The organism is Polaromonas sp. P1_A2, assembly GCF_056406895.1.
The window spans coordinates 321,077-347,497 of the sequence record NZ_JBFTZI010000001.1; the positions used below are offsets into that span (position 1 = coordinate 321,077).

The window sequence follows — 26,421 nt, forward strand, 5'->3', positions numbered from 1 at the left end:
ACACCCACATGACTCAACGCAAAGGCATCATCCTGGCCGGCGGCTCCGGCACCCGCCTGCATCCGGCCACACTGGCCATCAGCAAACAGCTGCTACCGGTGTATGACAAGCCCATGGTGTATTACCCCCTCAGCACGCTCATGATCGCAGGCATCCGCGAGGTGCTGATCATCAGCACGCCGCAGGACACGCCGCGCTTCCAGCAGCTTCTGGGGGATGGGTCGCAGTGGGGCATGAATCTTCAGTACGCCGTGCAGCCCAGCCCCGACGGGCTGGCCCAGGCCTTCATCATCGGGGAAAAATTCCTGGACGGCGCGCCCAGCGCCCTGGTGCTGGGGGACAACATTTTTTACGGCCATGACCTGCACAGGCTGCTCGGTGAAGCGGATGCCGAGACGTCGGGCGCGACGGTGTTTGCCTATCACGTGAAGGATCCCGAGCGCTACGGCGTGGTGGCGTTTGACGCCACCGGACGGGCTCGCAGCATTGAAGAAAAACCGGCCGCGCCAAAAAGCAATTACGCCGTCACGGGCCTGTATTTTTATGATGCCCAGGTCGTGGAGATCGCCAAGGCGATCAAGCCCAGCGCCCGCGGCGAGCTTGAAATCACCACGGTCAACCAGCATTACCTCGAACAGGGCCAGTTGAAGGTGCAAATCATGCAGCGCGGCTATGCCTGGCTGGACACCGGTACCCACGACAGCCTGCTGGACGCCAGCCAGTTCATCGCGACCCTCGAGCATCGCCAGGGGCTCAAGATCGCCTGCCCCGAGGAGATTTCCTGGCGCAACGGGTTTATTGATGACGCCCAGCTGCAGAAACTCGCGGAGCCGCTCGCAAAAAGCGGCTACGGCCAGTACCTGCAGCACCTCCTGAAAGAGAACGGCCGTTCATGAAAGTCACATCCACGCCCATTGCCGATGTGCTGATCATCGAGCCCAAGGTTTTCGGTGACTCGCGGGGCTTTTTCCTGGAAAGTTTCAACCAGCGCGCGTTCAATGCCGCGACCGGTACCGATTTCAATTTTGTCCAGGACAACCACAGCCGGTCGGCCAAAAACGTGCTGCGCGGCTTGCATTACCAGCTCGGACAGCCGCAAGGCAAGCTGGTCCGTGTGGTGAGGGGGGCGGTCTTTGATGTGGCTGTCGATATCCGCCCGGCATCGCCGACATTCGGCCAATGGTTCGGCCTGGAGCTCAGCGAGGAGAACCACCGTCAGCTCTGGGTGCCGCCCGGCCTGGCGCACGGCTTCCTGGTGTTGAGCGACAGCGCGGAATTTTTATACAAGACAACCGACTACTACGCACCCGAGCAGGAGCGCTGCATCGTGTGGAATGACCCCACGCTGGGGATCGCCTGGCCTTTGGAGGGCGGCTCCCCTTTGCTTTCGGGCAAGGACGCCGCGGGGCTGGCTTTCAAGGCGGCGGTGTCCGCGCCCTGACGCGCGGACAGAAGCTTCTTAAACGCTGGCCAGGCTGACGAGGTCGCTGTCCTGGGCGTCGGGCGTGAACCCGCTCACGTGTTTGAGCAGCAGCGTCCGCAAGGTGGCGGTATCGTTGGCTTTCACGGCCTGCTTGAGCAGCTCCAGGTCTCCCCGGAAATCCGCCCAGGGCACGAACTCCTCATGCGCCTTCAGGATGCGGGGATGGAGCGTTGCGACGGGGTTGTCGCCGATCAGCAGCTCTTCATACAGTTTTTCACCGGGACGCAAACCGGTGACCTCGATGGCGATGTCGCCGTCAGGGCGGTTTTCGTCGCGCACCGTGAAGCCCGAGAGCTTCACCATGCGGCGGGCCAGGTCGATGATGCGCACCGGCTGGCCCATGTCCAGCACATAGACCTCGCCGCCCTCGGCCATGGCGCCCGCCTGCAGCACCAACTGGGCGGCCTCCGGGATGGTCATGAAATAGCGCGTCACCTCGGCGTGCGTCAGGGTGATCGGGCCGCCGGCTTCAATCTGCCGCCGAAACAGCGGCACGACGCTGCCGCTGCTGCCCAGCACGTTGCCGAAGCGGACCATGGCAAAACGCGTGCGATTGCTGATGGCGGGGGCCCCGGGGCCGAAACCCGGAGCCGGCGTTGCCGAGAGTGCTTGCAGCACCATTTCGGCGAGGCGTTTGCTGGCGCCCATGACGTTGGTGGGCCGCACGGCCTTGTCGGTGGATACGAGGACGAAGTGGCTGACGCCGGTCTCTATCGCGGCGCGCGCCGCATTGAGCGTGCCCAGCACGTTGTTGGCGACGCCTTCGGCGGGATTGTGTTCGACGAGCGGCACATGCTTGTAGGCGGCCGCGTGGTAGACGGTATGCGGCTGGTAGGCCCGGCAGATTTCGAGCATGCGGCCGTAGTCGCGGACGTTGGCCAGCAAGGGCGCCAGCTCTATGGTGGCGCCCTCGCGGTCCGCGATGCGTTGGCACAGGTGCTGGAGCTCCTGGTGGATGCTGTAGAGCCCGAACTCGCTGTGTTCGACAAGAATCAGCCGGGCGGGCTTTTCCTGCAGGATCTGGCGGCACAGCTCGCTGCCGATGCTGCCTGCCGCGCCCGTGACAAGCACCACCTTGCCGAGCAGGTTGCGGGCCAGCAAGGCGCGATCCGGCGGCACCGCATCCCGTCCCAGCAAATCTTCAACGTCCAGATCCTTGATGTCCGCCAGCGCCACGCGGCCGTGGGCCAGATCGGTCAGGCCTGGAAGGGAGCGAACGTGCACCGGCAGGGGCTGCAGCTCATTGAGTATCTCGTTGCGGCGTGTGCGGGTGATGGATGGCAGGGCCAGCAATATGTCGGTGATGCCGTGGGCACTCACTATGGCGCTCAGGTTTGCCGGCGCATAAACCGGAACGCGGTTGATGGTCAGTCCCTGCAAGGAAGGGCTGTCATCCACAAACCCGAGCAGCTTGAATTCGTGCGAAGTGGCGATGGCATTGGCGATCTGAACGCCGGCGGATCCCGCGCCATAGATCAGCAGATGGCTCACCGGCATGCTGCGGCGCTGGCCGGCGGAAAGGCTGCTCAGCCACTGCCGGGCGACGGCGCGGCTTGCGCCCACCATGAGAACCAGGATCAGCGGCTGCAGGAGTCCGATGGAGCGCGGGACATCCGGCCACCCCGCAACGATCAGCACGCCGAAGAACAGGATGGCATACAGCAGCACAGCGACGGCCAGGGCACGCATGGCGGCCATACCGCTGTGGCGAAACACGGCCCGATACAGGCCGTTGCGCCAAAAAATCGGCGCCGCCAGAACCGGTGCCAGCGCATACGGCCACCACTGGTGAACGCTGTAGGGCCAGTGCCAGGTGTCCAGTCGCAGGGAGTAGGCGCACCATACGGCCACGACACCCATCACCGCGTCGGCCAATAGCACAACGAGCTGCTTGACGCGCCGCGGCTGGCTCAGAAGTTTATTTCTTATCATAGGATCTGACTCAAAACATGGATGGCACCGTCAGTGCGAAACACCTTCGCGGCGAAGCACTTTCACGGCGGTTAACCAGAGGATGCGGACATCGAGCCACAGCGACCGGCGACGCAGGTATTCGGCATCCAGCGCGACTTTTTCAGGTATCGGCAGCTCGTCACGGCCGTTGATTTGCGCCCAGCCCGTGAGCCCCGGCACCAGCGCGTCTATGCCTTGCGCCGTGCGCAGGGCGATCAGGTCGGCCTGGTTGAACAGCGCCGGCCTCGGCCCCACGAAACTCATGTCGCCGGTAAGAATGCTCCACAGCTGGGGCAACTCATCGAGGCTGCTTTTGCGTAAAAAAGGCCCGATCGGCGTTAAATGCGCTTGTGGATCGGCCAGCAAATGCGTGGCGACGGCCGGCGTGCCCACGCGCATGCTGCGGAACTTGGGCATCCGAAAGATCTTGTTATGACGACCGACACGGTCGGACCAGTAAAGGGCCGGGCCGGGCGATGTCAGGCGAACCAGGGCCGCCACCGCCAGAATCGGCAAGGCCAGAATACAAGCCAGAAATATGGCAAACGCCAGGTCAAACACTCGCTTCAAGAAAAACATCCAAAAAAAAGTTCTGCACGAAGCCGTTTTTCGATGAGTGCTCATCCCCCCGTCAGCGGGCCTTCGGGCGTTAAATACTCCTCGCGCCTCGGATACCGGGCGTGGTGCCGTGCACCAGCTCGCGAAGCAGCCTAGGGATTATCGGTGAAAAGTCCCTGCCGCCATGCTTGTTTCACCGGGTGCGTTTCGAGGGCAAGCCCCCCTCTTGCTCAGCGCAGGATTTTTCGGACCGTCTCGACGATGCGCGCAATCTGCGATTCACTCATGTTCGATCCTGAAGGCAGGCATATGCCGTGCTCGAACAGGCGGTCCGAAACCGATTTTTCCGGCTCCGGGAAGTAGCGGCAATGGGCGAAAACCGGCTGCAGGTGCATGGGTTTCCACAGGGGGCGCGCTTCAATCAGTTCCCCGGCCAGGCGTTTGGTGAGTTCCTGGCTGTTGATGCCGACGGAGGGGTCTATGACACAGGCGGTCAACCAGTGGGTCGAGTAGCTCCACTCCGGCTCCGGCATCCACTGGATTTCGGAGACGCCTGAAAAAGCGCTCTTGTAGGCCTCGAAGACCGCCCGGCGCGCCGCAACGCGCTCACCCAGCACCTTGAGCTGCCCGCGCCCGACGCCCGCAAGAATATTGCTCATGCGGTAGTTGTAGCCGATCTGGCTGTGCTGGTAGTGCGGCGCGGGGTCGCGGGCCTGCGTGGCCAGGAAGCGGGCCTTCGCGATGAGCTCCTTGTCGTCGGAGACCAGCATGCCGCCACCCGAGGTGGTGATGATCTTGTTCCCGTTGAATGAATAGACGCCGAGCTTGCCGAAACTGCCGCTGGCCCTGCCTTTGTAGCGCGCGCCCAGCGATTCGGCCGCGTCCTCGAGCACGGGCACGTTGTGCGCGTTGCAGATGTCGATCAGGCGGTCCATGTCGGCGCTTTGGCCGTACAGGTTCACCACGATGACCGCCTTGGGCATCCAGCCTTCGCGCTTGGCCGTGTGGAAGGCGCTTTCAAGCGCCGCCGGGGACATGTTCCAGCTCTCCTCATCGGAGTCGATGAAGACCGGTTCGGCGCCCTGGTAAACAATGGGATTGGCGCTTGCCGAAAAAGTCAGCGTGGAGCAAAAGACCTTGTCGCCCTTTTGCACCCCCAGCAGGATAAGGCCGAGATGAATCGCCGCAGTTCCCGAGGACAGCGCGGCCGCGTACTTGACGCCGACCAGCTCGGCCAGTTCCTGCTCGAACCCGTCCACATTGGGCCCCAGCGGTGCAATCCAGTTGGTGCGGAAGGCTTCTTCGACAAACTCCCTTTCCGCGCTTCCCATGTGGGGCGTTGAAAGCAGGATCTGCTCGTCGATCACCTTGCGATCCAGTATTTCGACGACCCTGCCGGAATCGTCCACCACGGGGAGGTGGTTGATGGCATGGCGGTTCATCAGGTCGAGCGCCTCCCGCCTCGAGGCCCGCGTATTGATGACTTGCGACTTGATGGACGGCAGCGAGGCGATGGTGTCCTCCAGTTGCGCGCCGGCAAGCACCAGGCGGCGCAAGTCGCCGTCGGTGACGGTTCGCTCAAACAGGCCGTTCCCGTCGGTCAGCAGCAGTATGCCCAGGCCGGCCTGATCGAGGATTGACAAGGCTTGACGCAGCTTGGCATCACGCGTGATCGACACATTCTGGATATTCGTCACCTCAGCTCCTAGCCGTATTCCGGGCCGGAACTCCGACCCATGTTTCACCCGCATTGATGTTCGCGGTGACCACCGCGCCCGCGCCGACCACCGCGCCGTCGCCGATGGACAGGCCCGGCAGTACTTTGGCGCCCGCGCCGACCAACACGCCCGCGCCGACCACGACGCCGCCGCTGAGCGCCGCGTTGGGCGCGATATGCGAGAAGTCGCCCACCACGCAGTCGTGGTCCACGACCGCGCCGTGGTTGATGATAACGCTGTGCCCGAGTGAGGCGGCCGCCGCGACCACGGAGTGCGCGGCCAGGAAGGAGCCGTCCCCGATACGGGCGAAGCGCGAAACGCTGGATGCCGGATGAACGATGGACAGCGGGAGCGCCTTGATGTCGAGCAGGGCGGCGAAGAGCCGCCGGCGCGCCTGGCCGCTTCCGATGGCGAGGTGAAAGGGCCGGCCTTGCATTTCCTCGGCGACCGCCGGCACCTCGATCGGGTATCCCAGAAGCCGCTGCCCCTGCAGCTGTTGTGCGCCATCCCGCACGCGGACGTCGTACGCCAGGGCATCGGACGACAGCAGCGCGTCCAGCACGACCTTTGCGTGCCCGCCGGCGCCTATCAGGTAGAGCAATTTAGTAGGCATTCGATTTCATCATCACCGATGGGTCGAGTGGAAGGGTCTCAATCAGCCGGGCGATGCGTTCAACGCTGCGGCCGTCACCGTAAATGTTGCGGCGCTCATAGCGGCCGTGCGCCAGGGCCCGCTCCACGGCTTTGCCTATGGCCGCCGGGTCAACGGCAACATCCGTGACATTGGCGTTGCGTTCACGCAGGTTCTGCCGTGAGCCGATGTTGACGACGGGCGTGCCGAACGAGGCCGCCTCGATAATGCCCGCGCTCGAGTTGCCTACCATGAGGTCCGCCGCGGCCATCCATGAAACAAACAGTTCCCGGGGGAAATGCGTCACGACCCGGACGTCGCCGTGGGCCGCGTGCGCGTCGAGGGCGGCGCGAATCTGGTCGCTGCCGGCGTCCGAGTTCGGCTTCAGGGCCACCAGCTGGAGCCCGCGCGCCAGCAAGGTGTCGATGATCCCCGTGGTGCCGGCGCCGGCATTTTCCGTTTCCTGCACGACGGGGTGGTACACCATCAAGGCAACCGGCCGGGCCGGGTCCAGCCCCGCATCCCGGAGCAGCTTTTCCCGGCTGTGCAGTGCCAGTGCCTCTATGCCGTCCAATCCCGGTGCGCCGGTCAGGTACACATGGGCGGCCTGCTCCCCCATCCGCACCAGCCGGTCGCGCGATTCGCTGGTCGACACGAAATGAAAGTGCGAGAGCTTGGAAATCGCGTGGCGTATGGATTCGTCGATGGTGCCGGACCGCTCGCCTCCGTGAATATGCACCACGGGAATGTTCAGGTGCACGGCCGAGATGGCGCCTGCAAGCATCTCACCCCGGTCGCCCAGAACCAGGACCAGGTCCGGTTTGATGTCCAGGAACGCATCGACGAAGCCGGCCACCATTTTCCCGAGGTTTCGAGCCATGGTGGCGCCGGTCGCGCTCGCCAAGTCGACATCCACTACGGCATTGACCGGCAGGCCCGCGGCTTTGATATCGTCGGCCGTGCTGCCGTATTTGTCCGACAGATGCATGCCGGTGACGACGATGGACAGTTCCAGGGCCTGCGAGTCGCGCAGCGTCGCCAGGGTGCCGCGCATCAGGCCAAAGTCGGCCCTGGTGCCCGTGATGTAGCAAACCTTGCGTTTCATCGCAGGTCCGGCCAGCCCAGCGTGGCCCCCGCGTCGATGTCATGCGCGGCCTGCTTGCCGAGCACCTTTGGAAGGTCGCCCGGTGGGATGCCTGTGCCGGGCCGCAGCAAGACAAGGTCCTCCGCGGTAATGGCCTGGCCGGCCCGTATGGGCCTGGCCGCGGTGACGCTGCGCCGCACCAGCGCGCGAACCGGCAACTCCGAGGCAGTAGGCTGTTTGACCGGGGAACCCAGGGCGGCCTCGACATCACGGATTTGCCTGACCAGTTGCCCGAGCTCTTCGGGCGAGAGCGATGCCTTGTGGTCGGGCCCGGGCATGGAACGGTCCAGCGTGAAGTGTTTTTCAATGACCGTCGCACCCATGGCCACCGCCGCCGTGGACACCGCCAGGCCGAGGGTGTGGTCGGAATAGCCGACCGGCACCGCCACATCGCGGGCGATGCTTTGCATGGCGCGCAGGTTCACATCGCTGCATTCGGCCGGGTAGTTGGACGTGCAGTGCAGAATCGTCAGCACCTGCGCCAGGGGTTGCCTGAAGCCCTTGCTCTTGCGCGTGGCTTCAATCACCTCGACCACACGCCGGATTTCGTCCATGGACGCCATGCCGGTGGAGACAATCAGCGGCACGTCCTTGGCCGCCAGAAAAGCCAGGAAGGGCTCGTTGGTGATTTCCCCGGAGGGAACCTTGATGCGCTGCATGCCCAAGGCCAGCAGGAAATCGGCCGCCGCCTCGTCAAAAGGCGTGGACATGAATTCGATGCCCATCTCGGCACAGCGCGAGAAAAGCCCGCGGTGCAATTCCTCCGACATCTCCAGCGCCTTCAGCATGGCATGCTGGTCGCCGTCCCCGGTCTCCCGTTTCTGGTACTCGGCCTTTTCGGCGCCGGGCGCGACGAGCTTGTCCGCCGAGAAGCTCTGGAACTTGACGGCGTCCGCACCGCAGCGCGCCGCCGTGTCCACCAGCTCCATCGCCAGTTTGGGGTCGCCGTTGTGGTTGACGCCCGCTTCCGCAATGATGAAGGTTTTCTGGGGGGCGATGTTCACCATGCTGTCCACCCGCCGTCGACCATCAGGTTTTGCCCGGTCACCCACGCCGAAAGGTCGCTCGCGAAATAGGCGGCCGCTCCCTTGAAGTCTTCTTCGCGGCCCATGCGGCGCATCGGCGTTCGCTCGATATAACGCTGCTGGAATGCTTCGGGCTGGTTTCGCGCGACTCCACCGGGGCTGATGCAGTTCACCCGGATGTCCGGGGCCAGCACCGTGGAAAGCCAGCGCGTGATCTGGACAAGTCCGCCTTTGCTGGCGGCATAGGCCGCGGGGTTGCCCATGGCGGTTCCCTCGTACAGGGCCAGGTCCGGCCCCACAACCCCGTAGATGGAGCTCACATTGATGATGGAGCCCTTGCCGCTGGTTTTCAGCAAGGGGGAGAGCACTTGCGAAAGATGGAATGCGGCGGTGAGGTTGACCTCCACCGCGCGGCGCCATGTGCCGATCTCCTGCTCTTCGAAGGGCACGACCCAGCCGGTCAATGTGCTGTCGCCCACAAAACCGGCGTTGTTGACCAGTATGTCGGCGCGTCCGAATTTCCGGGCCACCCATGCCGAAACGTCTTTGCGCTCGTCTTCTGATTCAAGGTCGATCAGCAGCTGTTCGACGGGCCTGTTCCATTTGGCGCGCAGCCGGCCCGCGGCTTTTTCCAGCGCCTCGGCATTGCGGTCCAGCAGGCATACCGAGCAGCCCAGCTCGGACAAGGCGGACGCCACGGCTTCGCCGAGGTGCCCCGCGCCGCCGGTGATGACGGCCACGCGGCCCGACAGGTCCATCAGGGTCGATATCGAGCGAGATTCTTCTGCTGCCATGGTCTAAACATTCCCGGTTTGCGAGGCCCTGATTTTTGCAATGGCCTCTGCCAGCATGAAATCGTAGGGTGTGTCGATGTCCAATGCCCGCTCAGGCGGCACTTTCACGGTTTTGATGCGGCCTTCAAAAATCCCGTTTGCCTTCAGGATGAATGAGGGCCTCGCGGCGTAGGCGACGGTCGTGATGTCGTAAACCACCGGCGCATCCTGCCTGCGGGTAATGCTTGCCTGGGGTTTGATCACCAGGCCGGCATATCCTTCGGGGTCGAGCGCGACCATATTGAAATAAGGGCTGCGGTCGGCATCCTTGACCGTGATCACGATATCGGCCGCGGGATCTTCCGCCAGCGCGTGGATGCACGATTCAACGTCCTGCCGGTTGCGAAAGGGCGAAGTGGGCGGCAGGCTGACGAACAGGTCGAAAGCGCCCCTTTCCTTTTGCACCCATTCGATCGCATGGCGCCAGGCCAGCCATTCCGGGCTTGAATCGGCCGCCAGTTCAGCCGGCCTGATGAACGGCACTTCGGCGCCGTGCTCGCGGGCAACGGCGGCAATCGCCGCGTCGTCGGTGGACACGATCACGGTCTCTATGCCGGGGCATGATCGCGCGACCGCGATCGAATGGGCGAGCAGCGGTTTGCCGTCGAGCATCTTGATGTTCTTGCCGGGGACACCCTTGGAGCCGCCGCGTGCGAAGATGAAGGCTATTGTGCGCAATTCAGGTTCCCGTGTATCCATGGACAGGTACAGCCGCGCCATGTTGCATGGACGCCCTGGCTGCTTCCACAATCGCCAGCACATCATATCCCTGCGCGCCGTCGCACAGGGCCGGCTCCCGGCGGTGTGCGCAGTCCAGGAAGTGGCGCAGTTCGGCGAGGTACATGCCGTTGCGGTCCGCTTGCGCGTGGCCGTCGATGTGTTGCCAGGCGCCCGCCTCGGCGGAAAATACATCGATCCGGTCGGTGATGCCGTTCCAGACCAGGGTCCCCTGGTCGCCGATGAACTTGCAGCTGCGGGAGGGCGAGCGCTGCAGGAAATCCAGGTGGATATTGATCAGGCGGGCGGGGTCCTCGTATTCCAGGCAAAGCTCGACCATGTCCTCCACGTCGATTTCCAGTTCGCTGTAGCGGCCACCGCGGGCGCTGACGCGAGACGGCATGCCGAACATCCAGTACAGGTAATCGATTTCGTGGCTGAGCTCCAGCAGCGCGCCGCCGCCAAGCGCCCGCCGGGCGGAAACATTTTCCTGGTAACGCGTTCCCGGCCGCCAGTCCGGAAGGTATTGCCCGACCTCCGCGCGCACGCCGCGGACCCGGCCGATGGCCCCGGTATCCAGCAGCCTTTTGCATTCCACCAGGGAGGGCAGGAAGCGCAGGTTGTAGCCGACCATCAGCGGTATGCCCGCCTGGGCGCAAGTGGCCAGCAGGGAGGCCAGGCCCGCGCTGGTGTGCGCAATCGGTTTTTCCACCAGCAGGGCGATGCCGGCGGCCGCCAGCGCCGCCGCGACATCGAGGTGGGTCGAAGCGGGCCCCGCGACAATGGCCGCCGAGGGGGCGAATGCCAGGGCCTGCGGGAGGGAGAAAAACTGGTGATCGGCGCCTGCCGGCACGGCGCTGCCGCTGTCCGTGGCGTGCAGCCGCAGCACACCGATCTGGGCGTGCGGGCAAAGCTGCCGCAAGTTGGCCAGGTGCCGCCGGCCTATGCTGCCAAGGCTGACAATCAGGTATTTTTCGCAAGCACCGGCGAGGGCTGGGCGCGCCGCGGGCATATCAAAGGGCAAGAAAGCTGCGCACCATCGCCAGTCCGATTTCACCGCTTCGCTCAGGATGAAATTGGGTGGCGACGATGTTGTCGCGTTTGACCGCCGCGCAAATGCGGTGTCCGCCGTACAGGCAGTCGGCGAGCCGGTCGCTGCCCTGCTCGGGGTAGGCCGCAAATGAGTGGACAAAGTACACGGCGGGGCGGGCGGCCTCGAACGGCTCGAGAAACGTGCCTTGCCAGCTGCGGCCGGTTTCGGGATGGACCAGGTGGCCCCAGCCGATATGGGGCACGCGTTGCATCTGGCCGGACGTTGTGGTGTTGGGCACGGCCTTGACCCTGCCGGGCAGTATGCCCAGCCCCTTGTGCTCGCCGAACTCCTCGCTCACGTCAAACAGCATCTGCATGCCGACACAGATCCCGAACAGGGGGCGGCCGGATCCGGCGTAGTGCTTGATTTCATCGGCGAAACCGCGCCGCGTCAGTTCGTTGATGCTGTCCTCGAACGCGCCGACTCCCGGCACCACCAGGCGCTGCGCGCCGGCGATTTCACTGGGGTCTTCGGTGATATGCACGTCGGCACCGCAGTGCTGGAATGCCCGGGCCACATTGAGCAGATTGCCCACGCCATAGTCCGCGATGGTGATCTTTGGGGTCATGCTTGGACGTCCCTTACGTTCAGGCCCGCCTTCAGCGCCGCAGCGCGGATGTCCGGCAGCGACAGCCGCTTGTAGTGCAGCACGTCGGCCATGGCCACCGCATCCGCTCCTCCCGATTTGGCCGCATCAATCAGGTGCTCGACCGTTCCCATCCCGCCGCTGGCGATCACGGGAATGGGAACAGCCTGGCTGATCTGGCGTATCAGGTCGACTTCGAAGCCTTTGCGTGTCCCTTCGCGGTCCACGGAGGTCAGGAGAATCTCGCCGGCACCGAGTTCCACGCCCTTGCGCGCCCACTCGATGACATCGAGGCCGGTCCGTTCACGGCCGTTGTCGGTATAGGCTTCCCACTTGCCGGGGGCGGTCAGCTTGGCCTCGATCGAAAGCACCATGGCCTGCGAGCCGAAGCGGCGCGAGACCTTGGTGATCAGGCTGGGATCGGCCACGGCGGCGGTATTGATGGCGACCTTGTCGGCGCCCGAACGCAGGATATGGCGGGCGTCGTCGACGGAGCGGATGCCGCCGCCGACCGTGATCGGAATGTAGACCTGGTCCGCGGCGCGGCGGATGATGTCGCTGAGATTGTTGCGCCCATACAGGCTGGCCACGATGTCCATGTAGACGAGCTCGTCGGCGCCGGCTTCGTAGTAACGCAAGGCGAATTCCTGCGGGTCGCCCATCACCCGCAGGCCTTCCAGCCGGATCCCTTTGATCAGGTTGGGGCCCTTGATATCCAGGCGGGGAATCAGGCGTACATTACCCATGCCACACCGCGTGCCGTAGTTTCCACTGCCCGTCTTCCCATTTCCACAGGTGGGGCGAGCGGAAGGTGTCCGCCAGTTTCATGAAGTACTCCCTGTCCAGCACGGGCTGCTCGAACATCGCGCTGGCGGCTTCCCCAAATTCCTTGGACGGGATGCTGAGGTAGCGGAATATTTCATCGGCAAAGCGCTCCGGGAATTCGTGGTCGAAGCGCTTGACCAGCGCCACCCCTTCCTCGCGCGTGATGTCGCCCGAGCGAATCTCCTGGGCGGCGTCATAGGTGGCGCGGCCCAGGCCGAACTTCACGCCGGTCGTGTAATAGTGGAAGTCGTCGATGCGATCGTCGATGCTGTTGTATTTGCTGTAGGTGCCGGGTGTGCGCTCGGGGGAGGCTTCGAAGCCGCCGTGCTCGACCGCATAGTAGTAGCAGCTCTGGGGATGCCATTTAAGGTAGTAACCCAGGTAGTGCACTTCCACCTTCTGCTCTTCGATCTGGTTCGGGTCGGCCGGCAGGTAAGGCAGCAGGTCCTGGTGCTCCACCCCGAAATGTTGCTTCAAGTCCGGCACGCTGACGCCGCCCAGGCTGACTTTCGACTGGTCCGCCGCGGTGAAGTAAGACCAGTCGCGCTTGGCCGTTTCGGTATCGCCGATCGGGTTGCCGTACTCGGCTTCGTTTTCGCCGTAGAACACCAGCGGAATCTTGTGCAGCAATGCCATTTTCGGCGCAAGCGCCTTCTGGCCGAACATGAAGGCCTGAAAAGGGTGGAACAGGTTGTCCACCGCCAGGCGCGTGAGCAGGCGGTGCACGCGGCCATTGGGCGTCATCAGCAGGTTGTCATGGCCCGCGTGGATCCAGCTTTGAAAGTTCTTCCATCCCCAGTCGGTGTAAACGTGCGGCGCCCAGGTGACCGTCAGGGGGTGCATGCCGTATTTGGTGCGCAGGATGTGCGAGGCGTAAAAACTGTCCTTGCCCCCCGAGCCCGGCACGATGCAGTCGTAGCTGCCGTCGGTGCTGCGATGGCGATTGCACAGCTCAATCAGGTTGCGTTCCCGCTCTTCCCAGTCGATGGTGGCCTTCTTTTTCTCGGCGAAGTTGCATGCATCGCAAACACCATGCTCGTCGAAGTTAATGGTTTTTTTCTTCGAATCCTTGGTGTGGCTGTATTCGACCGCCGAATTGGGCCGCTGGTTGGAGATCACGCATTTCACGCAAAACTCGACCTCCTCGGGCAGCCCGTATTTCGCCTTGAGGTGACCATCTTCGCCGGTAAAGTCCGCTTTGACGATGTCTTTGGGGTAAGGAATTTTTTCCATGGTTCTCTCAATTTGAAAATTTGATTCTTGCTTGCGTTGCGTTACTGGCGCAGACGGAGGGGCTGTTCCAAGGGCTTGCGTTCACCGGGACCACACCGTCCGGTTCACATAGTCGGTATAGCTGAGCACAATCCTGACAACCTGCTTGGACACCGCTCCACCCTGATAGTCGGGAACCACCGCCATCACGCGGCTCTCGCGGTCGTGCTGGTTCGTCACGACACGAATCGCGTCCAGCACGCGGTCCTTCTTCAGGCCGCTCATGACCAGGGTGCCTTCGTCCATGCCTTCGGGGCGCTCGTGGGCGTTCCGGATTGTAATTGCCGGCAGATTCAGCAAGGAAGCTTCCTCGGTGATGGTTCCGCTGTCCGAGAGGACGCAGAAAGCCGCCATCTGCAGGTGAATGTAATCGAGCAGGCCGAAAGGCTTGGAAAACCGGATCAGGGGATGATCCAGGGATTTGCCCAGGGCTTCAAGCCGCTTGCGCGTACGCGGATGGGTGGAAACGATGATCGGGTACTGGTAGGCATCCGCGAGCGCATGCAGGGTGTCCAGAAAGTCGACGAGGTTTTCCGCCGTGTCGACGTTCTCCTCGCGGTGCGCGCTCACGATGAAAAACCGGTTCTTCGTGAGGTTTTCGCGCGCCAGCACGGTGGACGCCAGAATCCCGGGCATGTAGTGCGCCAGCACCTCTTCCATGTGGGAGCCGGTCTTGATGATGGTTTCCGGGCGGATGCCCTCCGCCAGCAGGTACCTGCGGGCGTGCTCGGTCAGCACCAGGTTGATGTCGCTCAGGTGGTCGAGCACCTTGCGATTGAGCTCTTCCGGCACCCGCTGGTCGAAACAGCGGTTGCCCGCCTCCATGTGGAACACGGGGATCTTGCGGCGCTTGGCGGCGATCACGGCAAGGCAGGTGTTGGTGTCGCCGTACAAAAGCAGCGCGTCGGGTTTCTCCGCGGCAAAGACGGCGTCCGCCTTGGCGATGATTTCCGAGATCATCTGCGCGGGCGTCTCGCCGCTTGCCTCGAGAAAGTGATCGGGCTTGCGGATGCCCAGCTCATCGAAAAAGACCTGGTTCAGCTCGTAGTCGTAGTTCTGCCCCGAATGCACCAGGACATGCGCGACCTGCTTGTCGAGCTCGGCGATGACCCGGCTCATCTTGATCAGTTCAGGCCGGGTGCCGACCAGCGTCATGACTTTAAGCACCAAGCATCTCCTGGATGTAGCTGAGCTTGAGCAGCACCGATTTGATTTGCGGCACGTCAAGCCGCTCGGTGTTATGCGAGGTGTAGTCGTCCAGGTCGGAGATGTTTTGCTCTCCCTCGACAAAATATTTCTTGTAGTTGAGGTCGCGGTTGTCCGCCGGAATGCGGTAATAGCGGCCCATGTCTTCGGCCTTCGCCATTTCCTCTCTGGAAATCAGCGATTCGTAGAGCTTTTCGCCGTGGCGCGTGCCGATGATGTTCACCGGCGCTTCGCGGCCGAAAAGCTCTTGCAGCGCCTGGGCCAGGTCGGCGACCGTGGAGGCCGGGGACTTCTGAATGAAGATGTCGCCCTGCTGGGCGTGTTCAAACGCATGCAGGACGAGATCGACGGAGTCCTCGAGCGACATCAGGAAGCGGGTCATCTTCGGGTCGGTCAAGGTCAGCGGCTGGCCGGCGCGGAGCTGGTTCACGAACAGCGGGATGACCGAACCCCTCGAAGCCATCACATTGCCGTAGCGGGTGGCGCAAATGACCGGGCCCGATTCGGGAATCATGCGGGAGCGCGCCACCATGAGTTTTTCCGCCATGGCCTTGGAGATACCCATCGCGTTGATGGGATACACGGCCTTGTCGGTGCTCAGCACCACCACCCGTTTCACACCGGAGGCGATGGCGGCGTTCAGGACGTTCTCGGTGCCCAGCACGTTGGTCCGCACGGCCTCCATGGGGTAAAACTCGCAGGAGGGCACCTGCTTGAGCGCCGCGGCGTGAAACACATAGTCAACGCCGACCATCGCCTGCGTGAGGCTTTCGCATGAGCGCACGTCGCCGATGTAGAACTTCACCTTGTCGTTGCCGAGCTCGATGCGCATGTCCTCCTGCTTTTTTTCGTCGCGGCTGAAGACCCGGATTTCCTTCACGTCCGTGGCGAGAAAGCGCTTGAGCACCGTATTGCCGAAGGACCCGGTTCCACCCGTGATCAAGAGGACTTTGTTGTCAAACATCGCGGGATACCTCGTAGCGGTGCATGGTCTCAACGAGATCGGGCCAAGGCGGCGGGGTGTAGCCGGTTGCCGCGTTGAAACGCTGCGCATTCAATGAACGATCGATCACCAGCCGTGAGTCCGGGGTGATCTCGATTTTTTTTCCGTAAGCGGCTGCAACCATGGTGAGGAGCTCATATTTGTTGATGGGGGACGACGCCACATGGTAGAGGCCGTGCAGCTCGGGCCTGGGCAGAACGACGTCCCGGACAAGGCGGGCCAGCTCCACGGTTGGCAGGCCAGAGAAAATCGCCTTGTCATAGCCCTTGCAGCTGCCCTGCTGCTGCAGGAACCAGCCGATCAGGCCGTTGGCGCCGGCCAGCTCGTGCCCGATGATGGAGGTCCTCAACGTGATCGCGTGCGGGTAGTCCACCTCGCCCAGCAGCTTGGAGCGGCCGTACAAGTCCTCCGCGTCGGGCGCATCGCTCTCGAGGTAGCCGCCTTTTTTTCCCGAAAAAACGCAATCGGTGCTGACGTGCACCAGCCGCGCGCCCGCCAGCTCGCACAGGCGCGCTATGCGGTGCGGCAGCAGGGCGTTGACCGGAATGGCGCTGAGCGCATCACCGGCATGCGACAGCTGTTTGATCAGGCCGATGCAGTTGATCACCACCTGCGGCCGCACGGTCTGGAACAGCTGGATCAGCGAGTCGGGGTTTTCAACGTCCCCCCCGACCACAAGGTGTTTGCGCAGGTTCGGCGGGAACAGGGCCTTGCTGGCATTGGAGCGGATGGCACCGACAACCTGATGCGCGCCGGATTCTGCGAAAACCCGCAAGGCGGCGCTACCCAGCATTCCGCTTGCGCCAAGAATCAGTACTGTGCTCATCGATTGATTGGGTGTTCCCGCTTCAAAAAATGAGGCGGGCGGTGAATATGCTCTGTCATGTAAGACGGGAATCCAAATGGGGCGCCACGAGGGTTTAACTACACCTTGAACTGAACGCGCGCCTGAAGATCGGCTTCTTCCGGCACGCTTTCAGCTGAAATTCAGAGATGGATCCCGGTGGCTTGGTCCAAGCCCACATGGTGCGCCGCCGCCGGCCACCCCGGATCGGCCGCGTACGCCGGCAGTCATTTCTTTGTTACTTCAGAAAGCCACTCGTCCAGTTTGTCAAGAAGCTTTTCACGGTCAAAGTGCTTTTCGTAGTACTTCCGGCCATTGTCTCCTAATACCTTGCGTCCGGAAGGGTCCATTTTATAGATTTTCAGCACAGCCTCGGCAAGTGCCCGGGCGTCTTCGGCGGGCACGGCCACGCCTGCGCCGGAGACATTGACGACACGGGCGCCTTCGCCGTCCAGGGCCGCGACAATGGGTTTGGCGCACGCCAGGTAGGACTGGATTTTGGAGGGGATGGTCAGGGCAAAGACCGGGTCCCGGCGCAGGCTTGCGAACATCAGGTCGGCCTGTGCAAACCACTGCGGCATGGCGGCCAGCGGAAAGTGCCCCACCAGATGAATACGGGCACCGAGTTCCCGCCGCGCCACTTCCTCTTTGAGCCATGGCGCCAGGCGGCCGTCCCCGACGACAATCCAGTGGATATCCCCGTGATCCCGCAGGATTTCCGCGGCCGCCAGCATGGTTTCGATGGATTGCGCCGCTCCGATATTCCCCGCGAACATGACGCGAAAGCCGGTGGGCAAGGCAGGGGCGGTCCATGCCTGGCCGGCGGGCGGTGCCTGGTATATCGCCTCCGCGCTATTGGGAAAGTACCGGATTTTGTCCGCCTCCACGCCCAGGTCCAGCAGCGGCTGCACAAAGGCTTCGGATTGGACGAGTACTTTCGCGCAGCCCCGGTAAATCCAGCGCACCAGGCCGGCGACCGCGTTCAGGGCCCGCGGCGACTTGACCGCTCCGGTGGCGGAGAGGCTTTCGGGCCACAAATCCTGAACCCAAAACAGGATGGGCGCGGCTTTTAAGCTTGAAATGACGCGGGCCGGTATGCCGACCGTCACCGGCGAAGGCTCAAAAACCAGAATGGCGTCATAAGGCCCTTTGCAGCGCCAGCCGCCCAGCAGGCTGGCCGTCAAGGCAAACGACAGGTAGTTGAGGACCAGCCGGACGGCGCGCCCATTGCCCCGGGGTACCAGTGGAACGCGGATGACTTGCGCGCCGCCGAACCGGCCCGTGTACGGGCCGCCAAAGCCAAATCCCGGGGACAGCTTGCCGGAAGGGTAGTTGGGAAGGCCTGTGAGCACGGTGACTTCGTGCGAGCGCTCAAGCAATCCCTCAACGAGATCGTTGATCCTGAAGTTTTCCGGCCAAAAGTATTGGCTGATGACGAGCAGCCTCATGCGCGCGCTTTGCCGAGGATTTGCTCATACAAGGCCACATAACGTGCCGCCTGCATGTCCCAGAGGTATTTTTCGCGCACCAGGGCTTCCAGGCGAGCGGCCGCCGCGCGCATGGAGGCCTTGTCGGCCAGCAAAGCCGCCAGCCCGGCGGCCAGCGCCTCCGCGGAGGGCCCCACCATGGTTCCGGCGCCCTCGGCCGCGATGCCCTCCAGGCCGCAGGCATCGGTAAACAAGGTCGGCGTGCCGCATATCCCGGCCTCAAGCACAACAATGGACATGGCTTCACGGCGCGACGGAATTGCCATCAGCGTCGCGGCCCTCAGGGCTGCCGTCTTGTCCGCCCCGGCCAGGTAGCCGGGGAAATGTATTCTGTCTTTCAGGGTGCTTTGCCCGGCGCTTTCCATCAAGGAAGCCAACAATCCTCCATCCGGGCCGGCAAAGACCAGGTGGAACTCGGGGAAGCGGCCCGCGACCCTTGAAAATGCCTCGAGCAGCAGGTCCGGCCCCTTGATCGCGTTAAGCCTGCCCAGGAACAGGACATAGGGCGCCGCCCCGATCCCCAGGCGCTCGCGAACCCGGCGTTCCGCGTCCGGGTTGCCGGTGTACTGCCCGGGATCGATGCCGTTGGGAATCACCGTCACCCGCCCGGGTGCCACTCCGTATGCGGCGAAATCCGCGCGCTCCTGGTCGGTAATGGCCACACAGGCCGCCGCGGACTGGGCCAGTTCGCGGCCAACCCACGCATCGTAGGCGCGCTTGAGCTTGAGGGAGCGGCCGAAGCTTGTCAGCGCCCCGGCGGGGCAAAAAACAAGGGGCTTGCCCTGCCGGCGGCAGGACTTGTGCACGAACGCATTCAAGAGGGTCCAATGCCCCGAGAGATGAACCACGTCCGCATCCGCGACCAATGCGTGGATGGCGCCCGGTGACGTCCACGGCACAAAATAACGCCGGTTCAGGCAGGGCAGCGCCACCACCTTCACGCCCTCAAGCGTGTCCCGCCGCGCCTGGCTCAGGCCGATGTCGAGCGCCAGAACGCTGGTCTGGACGCCCGCCTTGCGCAAAAAGCGGCTGAGCTGGAAAGTCCGCTCGGCGGTTCCTCCTCCCGTTTCCGGATCCAGGAGGTGGTTGACGTTCAGGACCCTCATGGCGTGTTGTTGCCATGCAGGGCTTTGTGCGTCGCCGCGAATTGTTGCAGCGCCGCTTTCAGCGTCACCGGCTTGACGAATCCGCTGTTGGACAGCTTGTCGCAGCGGTACTCGGTGCGGGTGTTGACGTTCGCACGGCCCATGATCCGCATCAATGTCTCAAGCAGGATGCGGGGCAGCGGGAGGCGGGGGATGCGGTAAGGCGGCAGTTTCAGCTCATTCATGAGCACCCGCTCGACATCGCGGAAATTGTTGAAGGGGTCGTCGTCGTCGGACACGATGAACATTTCTATGCCGTCCGGTCCCGGCCTGGCGCCGATAAACCTGAGCGCGGCGACCACGGTTTCCACGGGAACAAGGTGCGTCTTGCGCCCGCCGAACATGGAGGATCGCAGGTAGTTGACGGTCCGGCTTCCCTCGAGCAGCTCATCCAGCAGCTTGATCAGCGCTTCACCGCCTTCCCCGAATACCGCGGAGGGGCGGATGATGGTGACCGAGAACCTTCCCCTGACCTTGTCGGCCAGCACCTGCTCCACGCGCAGCTTCACCTGGCCGTAGGCATCCAGCGGGGTGCAGCGCGAGTTTTCGGTCAGGATGGTTTCATCCGCCCGGCCGTAAACGGACACGGTGCTGCAGTGGATCAGGTGGGCGATCCCGGCGTTGGCGCAGACTTCGATCATCTGGGCCGTCGCGTCCACGGCGGCCGCGCCGGCCCGGGTGTTGGAGAAGGCGAGGTTGACCACGATGCAGTCCTTCTCCACCAGCTTTTCCCAGGTCTCGCGGTCGGCCGTGTCGCCGACAACCCATTCGATGCCGGGAATCCTGTCTTTGGCGTCGGGCTGCTTGCGGGTCAAGGCCCGGACCCGCACCCCGTCCGAGACCAGGCTGGCGACCAGATGGCGGCCGATAAAACCGTTGGCCCCGGTGACCACAAAAAGTGTCATGCCAGCATCTCCTTGACCTCGCCGGCAAGGCGGGCCGCCGCGCCGCCATCGAGGCGGTACAGGTAGCGCTGCCTGAGCCGCTCTCTTCCTTCGGCGTCAGCCCCCCGGTCGGCAAGATAGCGTGCGCAGGCCGCAAGCAGTTCAGCAAGGTCGCGGGCAAACATCATTCCCGATTCATGGCGCAATTCGCGCAAATGCTCAAGATCATAAGCGCGGGCCGGCCGGTCCCAATAGGGCAGGCCCGGGTCTTCCCAGGCCAGGCCTATGGTCGGTGTGTCCAGCGCCACGGCGTCCAGGTTGATGGACCCCGCCGATGCGATGACCACACCCGCATGGCGGACCATGGAGGCCAGATGGCCGAGAGGCCCGAGGTCGGGCGGGTCGACCACGACCCGCTCCATGGCCAAGGCCCATCCCCAGCGCGCGCGCCAGTCGCGGTCCTGGGGGTGGCAGCGGCAGACGAGGGTGACGTCCGCGCCGAATGTGTTCGCCTGGACCTGCATGGCCAGCTGCTTGAACACTTCCGGCTCATGCAGGCCCAGCCTGGGCGCATTGGCCGCGAACAGGATGTAGCGGTGCGCGGCGGGTATGCCCGCGCGCCGCAGCACTTCTTCGCGGGCCACCTCCGACTGGTGGAAGTAGGCGTCCATCTGCAGCCAGCCTATGGGCTTTATTTTTCCGGGGGCGATCTGGTGGTACCGAACCAGCTCATCCCGCACGATGTCGTTCTGGACCACGATGCGTTCAATGCCGGGGCACACCGGCCCCTTGGTGGTGGGCTGGTCCCAGCTTCCATTGATGCCCAGTATCCTCACCTTGAGATGGCGCGCCGCCAAGGCATAGGGCGTGACCATGTGGGTCTGCACCATGGACAGGATCATGAGGTCGGGCTGGACTTGCGCGATCAAGTTCTCGACCGGCCCGAAGCTCTGCCAGCGCCCGTAGTAGCAGCGGTAGAGAAAGCGGTACAGCGGCAGGCTTTTCGGGAAAGGAAAGCCGAACACGCGGGACATGGGCAGGCCTTCGCGCAGATAGGTTTTGCGCAGGCCGAAGGATTGCCGCAGGCGCGCCGAGAATCCCTCAAAACCCGATAGCGTGTTGATGCGGTAGGTCAGGCCCATGTGCAGAAAGAGGCCTGCCAGGTAGCGGGCGTAGCGGCCCGCCCTCAACAGCCGCGCCAGGAGCCCTTCCTCGCCGGCGATCTTTGAACGCCGGGGATGAAAGTAGGGATGCCACGTCGCCCCGTTTTTTTCCACCAGCTCGCGATCATCGGGGTTCGGTGAGACCACGGTAATTTCGGTCTCTTCGCCCGAGCCCAGGAGGCGCAGGATGTCGGTGCGCAGAAAATTGCGCGCCATGATCGGCGAAGGCAGCACGACCAGCACCTTCCTGTTGATTCCGGTCCCGGCGTTTCTCATGGCTGCTTGCGGTCCAGAACGCGTCCGGCCACATGCCATAGCGCAATGACGCCCACCGCGACGACGGTGTGGATCAAGGAAATGAAGGTGGCGAAAAGGCTGGTCGTAAAAAGCGTGAAGCCGAGATAGCCGTACCAGGCCGAGAGTGCCCAGGCCGTCGCGCCCGCGCGGATTCGCAACAGCACTTCCTGTATCAGGACCATGCACAGGAAGGAGATGCCGCCGAACAGCACGAAGCCCGGCCAGCCGAAGTTGACATAACCCTCGCCGGTGGCAGGCACGGGTGTGGCGCCCGCCACCGCGGATTGTGAACTCACCTCCAGGCCGCCGAGGAAAAGCTGCATCGCCGCCTCGAGGTTGAAGCGCTCGTGCGGGAGCAACCCCTTGAGGTTGGGCAGTGTTGTCCCGTGCAGGTAGCCGTGGGCCTCCACGAATCCCACGGTGGCGGCCAGCGCCTGGGAATAGACGCCTGTTATCCGGAAAAGAAACTGGCTGGCTATCTCGCGCAGGCTGTCGCTCGCGGTATTGAAGTAAATGAAGTAGGTCGCCGCCGTCGGCACGAATGCCAGGGCAATGGCGGCAAGGGCTTTGCCGTTCAGCGCGGAACCCAGGGCGCGCCCATGCCGGCCCAGGTGGATGCCGTAGGCGATGAACAGCACGGCCGACATGTTCAGGATGGCCGCTTTTTCAGCCAGCAGCAAGGGCGGAACGAGACAGGCGGCGATCCACAGGAGGTCGGAAAACTTCATGCGGCCCCGCGCGGAGGCGATGCCGATCGACAAAGCCGCCACCAGCGCGGGAAAGACCAGGAAACCCAGGCGAAAGAAGGGGTACTCCTTCAATCCGTAAGTCAGGGCCCGGAACTCGAGGATGTTGATCCGGTTGATCTTGCCGGCGAGCAGGTCAAACAGCAAGAACCGGCCGACCTTGAGGTAATACAGGAACAGGACGATCACCATTCCCAGCGCGAGAAGCGCCCGCACCACCTCGTCCGCTGGCGCGGCCGCCGGTGCCGCCACCGCGACCTCCCTCTTCAGGTAGACGTAGGGGCCGGCTATCGCATAGAACAACAAGGCCTGCGTCAGCAGCATGACGACGAACTGGCCGCTTCCCAGCGTGCCCGCGGCAACGGAGATCCAGACTCCCTCGCTTGTCAAACGAGGCAGATAGTGTGTTTGCGTCATGACCTGCCAGCTTCCCGCCGCGGTGAAAAGAAACATCCCCAGGAAGGTGAAGGTCACGACGGGCATGGCCGCGAGCTTGGGAAGACGCACGGCGGCAAGCAGCCCCGGCAGGTAAACCGCGAGGACCAGCAGAAACAGCAGGCCGGGATAACTTTCAGTGATTTTCATCGTGGGGCGCCGCCGGAAAAAACGGGTTTGGGGGGCCGGCGCATCATGCGCTCCACCTCGCCCAGGTGGAACGGACCCGGTGGAAAAACCGCCCTGTCACGGCGCTGAGCAACAAATGCGCCGCGCGTGCGGAGAGCAGCGTCACAATGCTCGCGCGCATGGCGCAAGCTATCCTCTGCAAGGCCATGACGGGCCGGCCCGCGCGCAAATGCAACTGCGCGCTGGCGATGTAGCCTGTTGCGACGACCCGACGGCTTGCCGCGGCGATCCAGTCAGGCAGGCCCGCGGTGGCGACGAAGCGGCGGGTCACCAAAACGGGTTCATCGGCCCTGCTGACGTTGGTGGACTGGTAGGTCGCGGAGCCTTCATGGACACGAAACCCGGCCAGTACCTTGGGTATCCTCAGGAAGTTTCCGACCAGGGAAAGCCTCAGCCAGAAATCCAGGTCGGGATTCTGGCGCAATTCCGGATTCCAGGGCCCGGCCCGCAGGAAGGCGTCACGCCGGAAGAAGGCTCCGGGCCCGGGCTGGCAGACCAGGTCCAGCACCAGGTCCCGCGCGTCGAAGTCACGCGCGGCGATGGTCCTGACGGCTCGCGACTGCTCGTCGATCAAGTCGAAATCGCTGTAGGTCGCGACGATCTCCGGCCTGGCATTGAGCACGGCCACGGCTTCGGATACCGCCCGCGGCCGCAGGGCGTCGTCGGCGCTCAGGTAGCCCAGGATCTCTCCCCGGGCCATGCCCCAGCCCTTGTTGAGGGTGGCCGATTGCCCCATGTTGGCCTGGCTTTCCCAGTGAAAGCGCTGTCCGTAAGCGCGCAGCACGCCGGGCGTCGCGTCGGTTGAACCGTCATCGAGCACGATCAGTTCCACCTGCGGATAGTCCTGGGCCAGGACGCTCTCGATGCATTCCTTCAAATAGCCTGCGTGGTTGTAGGCCGGCACGACGATGGAGACAAGAGGCATGCTGTTCATGGCTGGTTATTGTGTGGCCGCGCGCCGCGGATACGCCCCAGGAGCTTGCCGCGTTCCTCGGCGGTCAGCAGGTAGCGCCAATGCCAGGCCGCCATGCCGGCGACCAGGGCCAGGGCGAGCAGGCACTTTACGGCAAATGGCGTTGCGCGGGCGGCCAGGCCGCTTGCAATTATCGTTGCGCAGAGCAGGCAGAAGCGAAGCGCGGAGATGCCCGGCCAGCGGCCCGGGCGCGCCTCGGTCCGGTGCAGGGAAAAACTCAGGGCCAGCCATTCGATCGCGGCCCTGATCGCCCAGGCCGCGGCGGCGCCCGTGGTGCCGTAGCGCAGGATCAGGCACCAGGCCAGCGCGGCATAAACAGGCAGCTCGAGCAGCTGGATGCCGCCGACGATGCTGGCGCGGCCCGAGGCCTGCAATGCGGTCAGGGGGACCTGCGCGAGGATGTTGACCCAGACGCCGACGGCCAGCCACTGCATCACCGGGGCGCCGTGCGCCGCGATATGAGGGCCGACCCACAGGCGCAGCAGGTCGTCGGCGAATATGACGGCCACCAGTGTCGCCGGCGTTGCCGTGACCAGCAGCCAGCGCAGGGTCTGGTCGCAAAGCCGGTGCAGGTCATGCCCCTTGCTGGCGCTCATCAGGGGGTAGGCCGCCCCCAGCAGGCTGGCCGAGAGCACCCACATTTTCGTGACCACTTCGTAGGGCACCACATAGTAGGTGACCGCTTCCAGGGACACCAGCCGCGCGATCAGGCCGCGGTCCAGCATCATGATGGCCGGAACGGCGACGCTGGTGACGGTCAGCCAACCCCCGTCCTTCAGCAAGTCCGTGATCGTGCCCCGGCGCGGCGCCCGGTGGCTCGGCCGCAGCCGGACGGCCCGCCGGCACAGCACGGCGTAGACGAACGTCGCCAGCCAGCGCGACAAGGCGATCACGGCGATGACGGCGTCAATGCGTTGCGTGAATTGCAGTGCCAGCAAGGGCGCCAGGTAGTTCAGCGCGCTGATCGGCATCTTCACCGCATTGACCAGGTCAAAGCGCTGCTCCGCCTCCAGCGGGCCGCGCAGGGCCGACGCCAGGACCAGCGCCGGCACCGAGAACGCCAGCCAGTAAAAGGCCGCGTAAGCCTCGCTTCGCAGCACCGGCGGGATGGCAAATGCGGTGTCGACAAACCAGGGCACGGCGGCGGCAAAAAGCAGGCCCCCCAGCGCCGCCAGGACGGCATGCGCATAGAGGGAATTCCAGAAGACCGCGGCATGTTCGCCCTCCGCCGCGGCCCCGCGCAGCGCCGCCATGCTGCGCGTGGTGGCCCTTCCGACCCCGAAATCGAACAGGGCGAAGTAACCGGTGACCATCCAGCCGAGCGCGAGTATGCCGAAGCGCGCGTCGCCCAGCTGGCTGATCAGCAAGGGCATGGCCACGACCGCCGCAAGAATGGGCACGCCCAACCCCGCCAGGTTCCAGGCCGTATTGGTCAGCATGCGGGAACTGCTCACAGGGCGGGACTGGATGGGTGTTGCAGCAGCGGAAGCAAGTGCCTTGCCATCTCCAGGTCGATCGGATCGTCGATGTCCAGCGATGACAGGCGGTCCATTTCAAAGCCCAGCACACGCTCCCCATACAGCCGGCCGTGCAATTGCGCGTCGGCGGCCGAAACAATCAGGATGGCCGGGCCGTTTCGCGCGAACAGTTTTTCCTTTTCCTGGCGCCGCAGTTTCTGCCCGGCCGGGGACTGGAGCATCAGCGGCGCCGACGGCCCCAGGGGCTGCATGAGGGATGCCGGCACCATGTTGTGCGGAACGGCCGTCACGCTCACCAGGGTGTCGGGTTTTTCCCGGGCGAACAGGGCAATCGCTTCCGTGAGCTGGGCGGTGCTGCGAAAGGGGGACGTCGGCTGCAGGTAGGCAATCGCATCGTAGGGCTGGCCGTCCCGCGCCCTGAGCGCCTGGAGCGCGTGCCTGATCACATCGAGCGCCGGCGCGTTGTCGCCGGAAAACTCGGCCGGGCGCAGAAAGGGCACCTCGGCGCCATGCTCCGCGGCGGCCGCCGCGATCTTCTCGTCGTCGGTCGATACGATGACCCGATCCAGTCCGTGCGCGGCTTTCGCGGCGGCGATGGTCCAGGCGATCAGCGGCCGCCCGCCGAGATCGGCGAGGTTTTTATAGGGAATGCCTTTTGACCCGCCCCGGGCCGGGATCACGGCGGCGATGCGCAATGGGCTCATGGACATGGGGGAAACGAATCAATCGTCCT

The 26,421-nt window shown here is 63.9% G+C and carries 25 protein-coding genes; 2 read left to right on the forward strand and 23 right to left on the reverse strand.

Annotated features, from left to right (window positions below; all coding sequences use genetic code 11):
- Window positions 1-8 precede the first annotated feature (8 nt).
- Together rfbA and rfbC are read left to right on the forward strand one after the other, a co-directional pair.
- Window positions 9-896, forward strand: coding sequence for a glucose-1-phosphate thymidylyltransferase RfbA (gene rfbA, locus AC1D09_RS01555; protein WP_477663637.1), 888 nt, complete (start codon window positions 9-11; stop codon window positions 894-896).
- Entirely contained in the window at window positions 893-1,441 is a 549-nt protein-coding gene (gene rfbC, locus AC1D09_RS01560) for a dTDP-4-dehydrorhamnose 3,5-epimerase (protein ID WP_477663636.1), read from the forward strand. Before rfbA ends, rfbC begins: the two co-directional genes overlap by 4 nt.
- A gap of 18 nt (window positions 1,442-1,459) precedes the next feature.
- Here the strand turns inward: rfbC and AC1D09_RS01565 are convergent, their stop codons facing one another.
- From AC1D09_RS01565 to AC1D09_RS01675, 23 genes are all read right to left on the reverse strand, one after another.
- A complete protein-coding gene (locus AC1D09_RS01565) occupies window positions 1,460-3,415 on the reverse strand; it encodes a polysaccharide biosynthesis protein (RefSeq protein ID WP_477663635.1) in 1,956 nt (651 codons plus the stop codon).
- Window positions 3,416-3,445: 30 nt separating this feature from the next.
- Entirely contained in the window at window positions 3,446-4,006 is a 561-nt protein-coding gene (locus AC1D09_RS01570) for a sugar transferase (RefSeq protein WP_477663634.1), read from the reverse strand.
- Window positions 4,007-4,224: 218 nt separating this feature from the next.
- Window positions 4,225-5,691, reverse strand: coding sequence for an aminotransferase class I/II-fold pyridoxal phosphate-dependent enzyme (locus AC1D09_RS01575; protein WP_477663633.1), 1,467 nt, complete (start codon window positions 5,689-5,691; stop codon window positions 4,225-4,227).
- Window position 5,692: 1 nt separating this feature from the next.
- Complete coding sequence (locus AC1D09_RS01580) at window positions 5,693-6,325, reverse strand: NeuD/PglB/VioB family sugar acetyltransferase (RefSeq protein WP_477663632.1); 633 nt, start codon at window positions 6,323-6,325, stop codon at window positions 5,693-5,695.
- Entirely contained in the window at window positions 6,315-7,448 is a 1,134-nt protein-coding gene (gene neuC / locus AC1D09_RS01585) for a UDP-N-acetylglucosamine 2-epimerase (RefSeq protein WP_477663631.1), read from the reverse strand. Before neuC ends, AC1D09_RS01580 begins: the two co-directional genes overlap by 11 nt.
- Window positions 7,445-8,494, reverse strand: coding sequence for an N-acetylneuraminate synthase (gene neuB, locus AC1D09_RS01590; protein WP_477700903.1), 1,050 nt, complete (start codon window positions 8,492-8,494; stop codon window positions 7,445-7,447). The genes neuC and neuB overlap by 4 nt, the downstream gene beginning before the upstream one ends.
- A complete protein-coding gene (locus AC1D09_RS01595; RefSeq protein ID WP_477663629.1) occupies window positions 8,488-9,306 on the reverse strand; it encodes an SDR family oxidoreductase in 819 nt (272 codons plus the stop codon). Before AC1D09_RS01595 ends, neuB begins: the two co-directional genes overlap by 7 nt.
- 3 nt (window positions 9,307-9,309) lie before the next feature.
- Window positions 9,310-10,065 carry an acylneuraminate cytidylyltransferase family protein gene (locus AC1D09_RS01600; protein ID WP_477663628.1) on the reverse strand — a complete coding sequence of 252 codons (756 nt, stop codon included), beginning with the start codon at window positions 10,063-10,065 and terminating at the stop codon, window positions 9,310-9,312.
- Window positions 10,025-11,074: a Gfo/Idh/MocA family protein gene (locus tag AC1D09_RS01605; RefSeq protein WP_477700904.1), complete on the reverse strand. Its 1,050-nt coding sequence runs from the start codon at window positions 11,072-11,074 to the stop codon at window positions 10,025-10,027. The genes AC1D09_RS01600 and AC1D09_RS01605 overlap by 41 nt, the downstream gene beginning before the upstream one ends.
- Window position 11,075: 1 nt before the next feature.
- Complete coding sequence (gene hisH, locus AC1D09_RS01610) at window positions 11,076-11,723, reverse strand: imidazole glycerol phosphate synthase subunit HisH (RefSeq protein WP_477663626.1); 648 nt, start codon at window positions 11,721-11,723, stop codon at window positions 11,076-11,078.
- Window positions 11,720-12,487: an imidazole glycerol phosphate synthase subunit HisF gene (gene hisF / locus AC1D09_RS01615; protein WP_477663625.1), complete on the reverse strand. Its 768-nt coding sequence runs from the start codon at window positions 12,485-12,487 to the stop codon at window positions 11,720-11,722. Before hisF ends, hisH begins: the two co-directional genes overlap by 4 nt.
- Window positions 12,480-13,799, reverse strand: coding sequence for an N-acetyl sugar amidotransferase (locus tag AC1D09_RS01620; protein WP_477663624.1), 1,320 nt, complete (start codon window positions 13,797-13,799; stop codon window positions 12,480-12,482). The genes hisF and AC1D09_RS01620 overlap by 8 nt, the downstream gene beginning before the upstream one ends.
- 81 nt (window positions 13,800-13,880) lie before the next feature.
- Window positions 13,881-15,005: a non-hydrolyzing UDP-N-acetylglucosamine 2-epimerase gene (gene wecB, locus AC1D09_RS01625; RefSeq protein ID WP_477663623.1), complete on the reverse strand. Its 1,125-nt coding sequence runs from the start codon at window positions 15,003-15,005 to the stop codon at window positions 13,881-13,883.
- Window positions 14,998-16,008, reverse strand: a complete 1,011-nt coding sequence (locus tag AC1D09_RS01630; RefSeq protein WP_477663622.1) for a polysaccharide biosynthesis protein — start codon at window positions 16,006-16,008, stop codon at window positions 14,998-15,000. Before AC1D09_RS01630 ends, wecB begins: the two co-directional genes overlap by 8 nt.
- A complete protein-coding gene (locus AC1D09_RS01635; RefSeq protein ID WP_477663621.1) occupies window positions 16,001-16,873 on the reverse strand; it encodes a dTDP-4-dehydrorhamnose reductase family protein in 873 nt (290 codons plus the stop codon). The genes AC1D09_RS01630 and AC1D09_RS01635 overlap by 8 nt, the downstream gene beginning before the upstream one ends.
- Before the next feature lie 245 nt (window positions 16,874-17,118).
- Entirely contained in the window at window positions 17,119-18,339 is a 1,221-nt protein-coding gene (locus tag AC1D09_RS01640) for a glycosyltransferase family 4 protein (RefSeq protein WP_477663620.1), read from the reverse strand.
- On the reverse strand, window positions 18,336-19,484 hold the full coding sequence (locus tag AC1D09_RS01645) for a glycosyltransferase (protein WP_477663619.1): 1,149 nt from the start codon (window positions 19,482-19,484) through the stop codon (window positions 18,336-18,338). Before AC1D09_RS01645 ends, AC1D09_RS01640 begins: the two co-directional genes overlap by 4 nt.
- Window positions 19,481-20,428 (reverse strand): NAD-dependent epimerase/dehydratase family protein, encoded by a 948-nt coding sequence (locus AC1D09_RS01650; RefSeq protein ID WP_477663618.1) that lies wholly within the window; start codon window positions 20,426-20,428, stop codon window positions 19,481-19,483. Before AC1D09_RS01650 ends, AC1D09_RS01645 begins: the two co-directional genes overlap by 4 nt.
- Window positions 20,425-21,846, reverse strand: coding sequence for a hypothetical protein (locus AC1D09_RS01655; protein ID WP_477663617.1), 1,422 nt, complete (start codon window positions 21,844-21,846; stop codon window positions 20,425-20,427). The genes AC1D09_RS01650 and AC1D09_RS01655 overlap by 4 nt, the downstream gene beginning before the upstream one ends.
- The gene (locus AC1D09_RS01660) at window positions 21,843-23,198 is read right to left on the reverse strand and encodes a hypothetical protein (protein ID WP_477663616.1); all 1,356 of its coding nucleotides are present in this window, start codon (window positions 23,196-23,198) and stop codon (window positions 21,843-21,845) included. The genes AC1D09_RS01655 and AC1D09_RS01660 overlap by 4 nt, the downstream gene beginning before the upstream one ends.
- 43 nt (window positions 23,199-23,241) lie before the next feature.
- A complete protein-coding gene (locus AC1D09_RS01665; RefSeq protein ID WP_477663615.1) occupies window positions 23,242-24,171 on the reverse strand; it encodes a glycosyltransferase in 930 nt (309 codons plus the stop codon).
- On the reverse strand, window positions 24,168-25,664 hold the full coding sequence (locus AC1D09_RS01670; protein WP_477663614.1) for a flippase: 1,497 nt from the start codon (window positions 25,662-25,664) through the stop codon (window positions 24,168-24,170). The genes AC1D09_RS01665 and AC1D09_RS01670 overlap by 4 nt, the downstream gene beginning before the upstream one ends.
- A complete protein-coding gene (locus tag AC1D09_RS01675) occupies window positions 25,661-26,392 on the reverse strand; it encodes an acylneuraminate cytidylyltransferase family protein (protein WP_477663613.1) in 732 nt (243 codons plus the stop codon). The genes AC1D09_RS01670 and AC1D09_RS01675 overlap by 4 nt, the downstream gene beginning before the upstream one ends.
- Window positions 26,393-26,421 lie beyond the last annotated feature (29 nt).

Bases quoted from the DNA above. Each gene is read 5' to 3' on its own strand.
- rfbC (WP_477663636.1), top strand. From the start codon at position 893: ATGAAAGTCACATCCACGCCCATTGCCGATGTGCTGATCATCGAGCCC.
- AC1D09_RS01650 (WP_477663618.1), bottom strand. From the start codon at position 20,428: ATGACACTTTTTGTGGTCACCGGGGCCAACGGTTTTATCGGCCGCCAT.
- AC1D09_RS01580 (WP_477663632.1), bottom strand. From the start codon at position 6,325: ATGCCTACTAAATTGCTCTACCTGATAGGCGCCGGCGGGCACGCAAAG.
- AC1D09_RS01565 (WP_477663635.1), bottom strand. From the start codon at position 3,415: ATGATAAGAAATAAACTTCTGAGCCAGCCGCGGCGCGTCAAGCAGCTC.
- AC1D09_RS01645 (WP_477663619.1), bottom strand. From the start codon at position 19,484: ATGAGGGTCCTGAACGTCAACCACCTCCTGGATCCGGAAACGGGAGGA.
- AC1D09_RS01665 (WP_477663615.1), bottom strand. From the start codon at position 24,171: ATGAACAGCATGCCTCTTGTCTCCATCGTCGTGCCGGCCTACAACCAC.
- neuC (WP_477663631.1), bottom strand. From the start codon at position 7,448: ATGAAACGCAAGGTTTGCTACATCACGGGCACCAGGGCCGACTTTGGC.
- AC1D09_RS01595 (WP_477663629.1), bottom strand. From the start codon at position 9,306: ATGGCAGCAGAAGAATCTCGCTCGATATCGACCCTGATGGACCTGTCG.
- AC1D09_RS01600 (WP_477663628.1), bottom strand. From the start codon at position 10,065: ATGGCGCGGCTGTACCTGTCCATGGATACACGGGAACCTGAATTGCGC.
- AC1D09_RS01620 (WP_477663624.1), bottom strand. From the start codon at position 13,799: ATGGAAAAAATTCCTTACCCCAAAGACATCGTCAAAGCGGACTTTACC.
- AC1D09_RS01660 (WP_477663616.1), bottom strand. From the start codon at position 23,198: ATGAAAATCACTGAAAGTTATCCCGGCCTGCTGTTTCTGCTGGTCCTC.
- neuB (WP_477700903.1), bottom strand. From the start codon at position 8,494: ATGGTGAACATCGCCCCCCAGAAAACCTTCATCATTGCGGAAGCGGGC.
- hisF (WP_477663625.1), bottom strand. From the start codon at position 12,487: ATGGGTAATGTACGCCTGATTCCCCGCCTGGATATCAAGGGCCCCAAC.
- hisH (WP_477663626.1), bottom strand. From the start codon at position 11,723: ATGACCCCAAAGATCACCATCGCGGACTATGGCGTGGGCAATCTGCTC.
- AC1D09_RS01675 (WP_477663613.1), bottom strand. From the start codon at position 26,392: ATGAGCCCATTGCGCATCGCCGCCGTGATCCCGGCCCGGGGCGGGTCA.
- rfbA (WP_477663637.1), top strand. From the start codon at position 9: ATGACTCAACGCAAAGGCATCATCCTGGCCGGCGGCTCCGGCACCCGC.
- AC1D09_RS01630 (WP_477663622.1), bottom strand. From the start codon at position 16,008: ATGTTTGACAACAAAGTCCTCTTGATCACGGGTGGAACCGGGTCCTTC.
- AC1D09_RS01655 (WP_477663617.1), bottom strand. From the start codon at position 21,846: ATGAGAAACGCCGGGACCGGAATCAACAGGAAGGTGCTGGTCGTGCTG.
- AC1D09_RS01635 (WP_477663621.1), bottom strand. From the start codon at position 16,873: ATGAGCACAGTACTGATTCTTGGCGCAAGCGGAATGCTGGGTAGCGCC.
- AC1D09_RS01640 (WP_477663620.1), bottom strand. From the start codon at position 18,339: ATGAGGCTGCTCGTCATCAGCCAATACTTTTGGCCGGAAAACTTCAGG.
- AC1D09_RS01605 (WP_477700904.1), bottom strand. From the start codon at position 11,074: ATGCCCGCGGCGCGCCCAGCCCTCGCCGGTGCTTGCGAAAAATACCTG.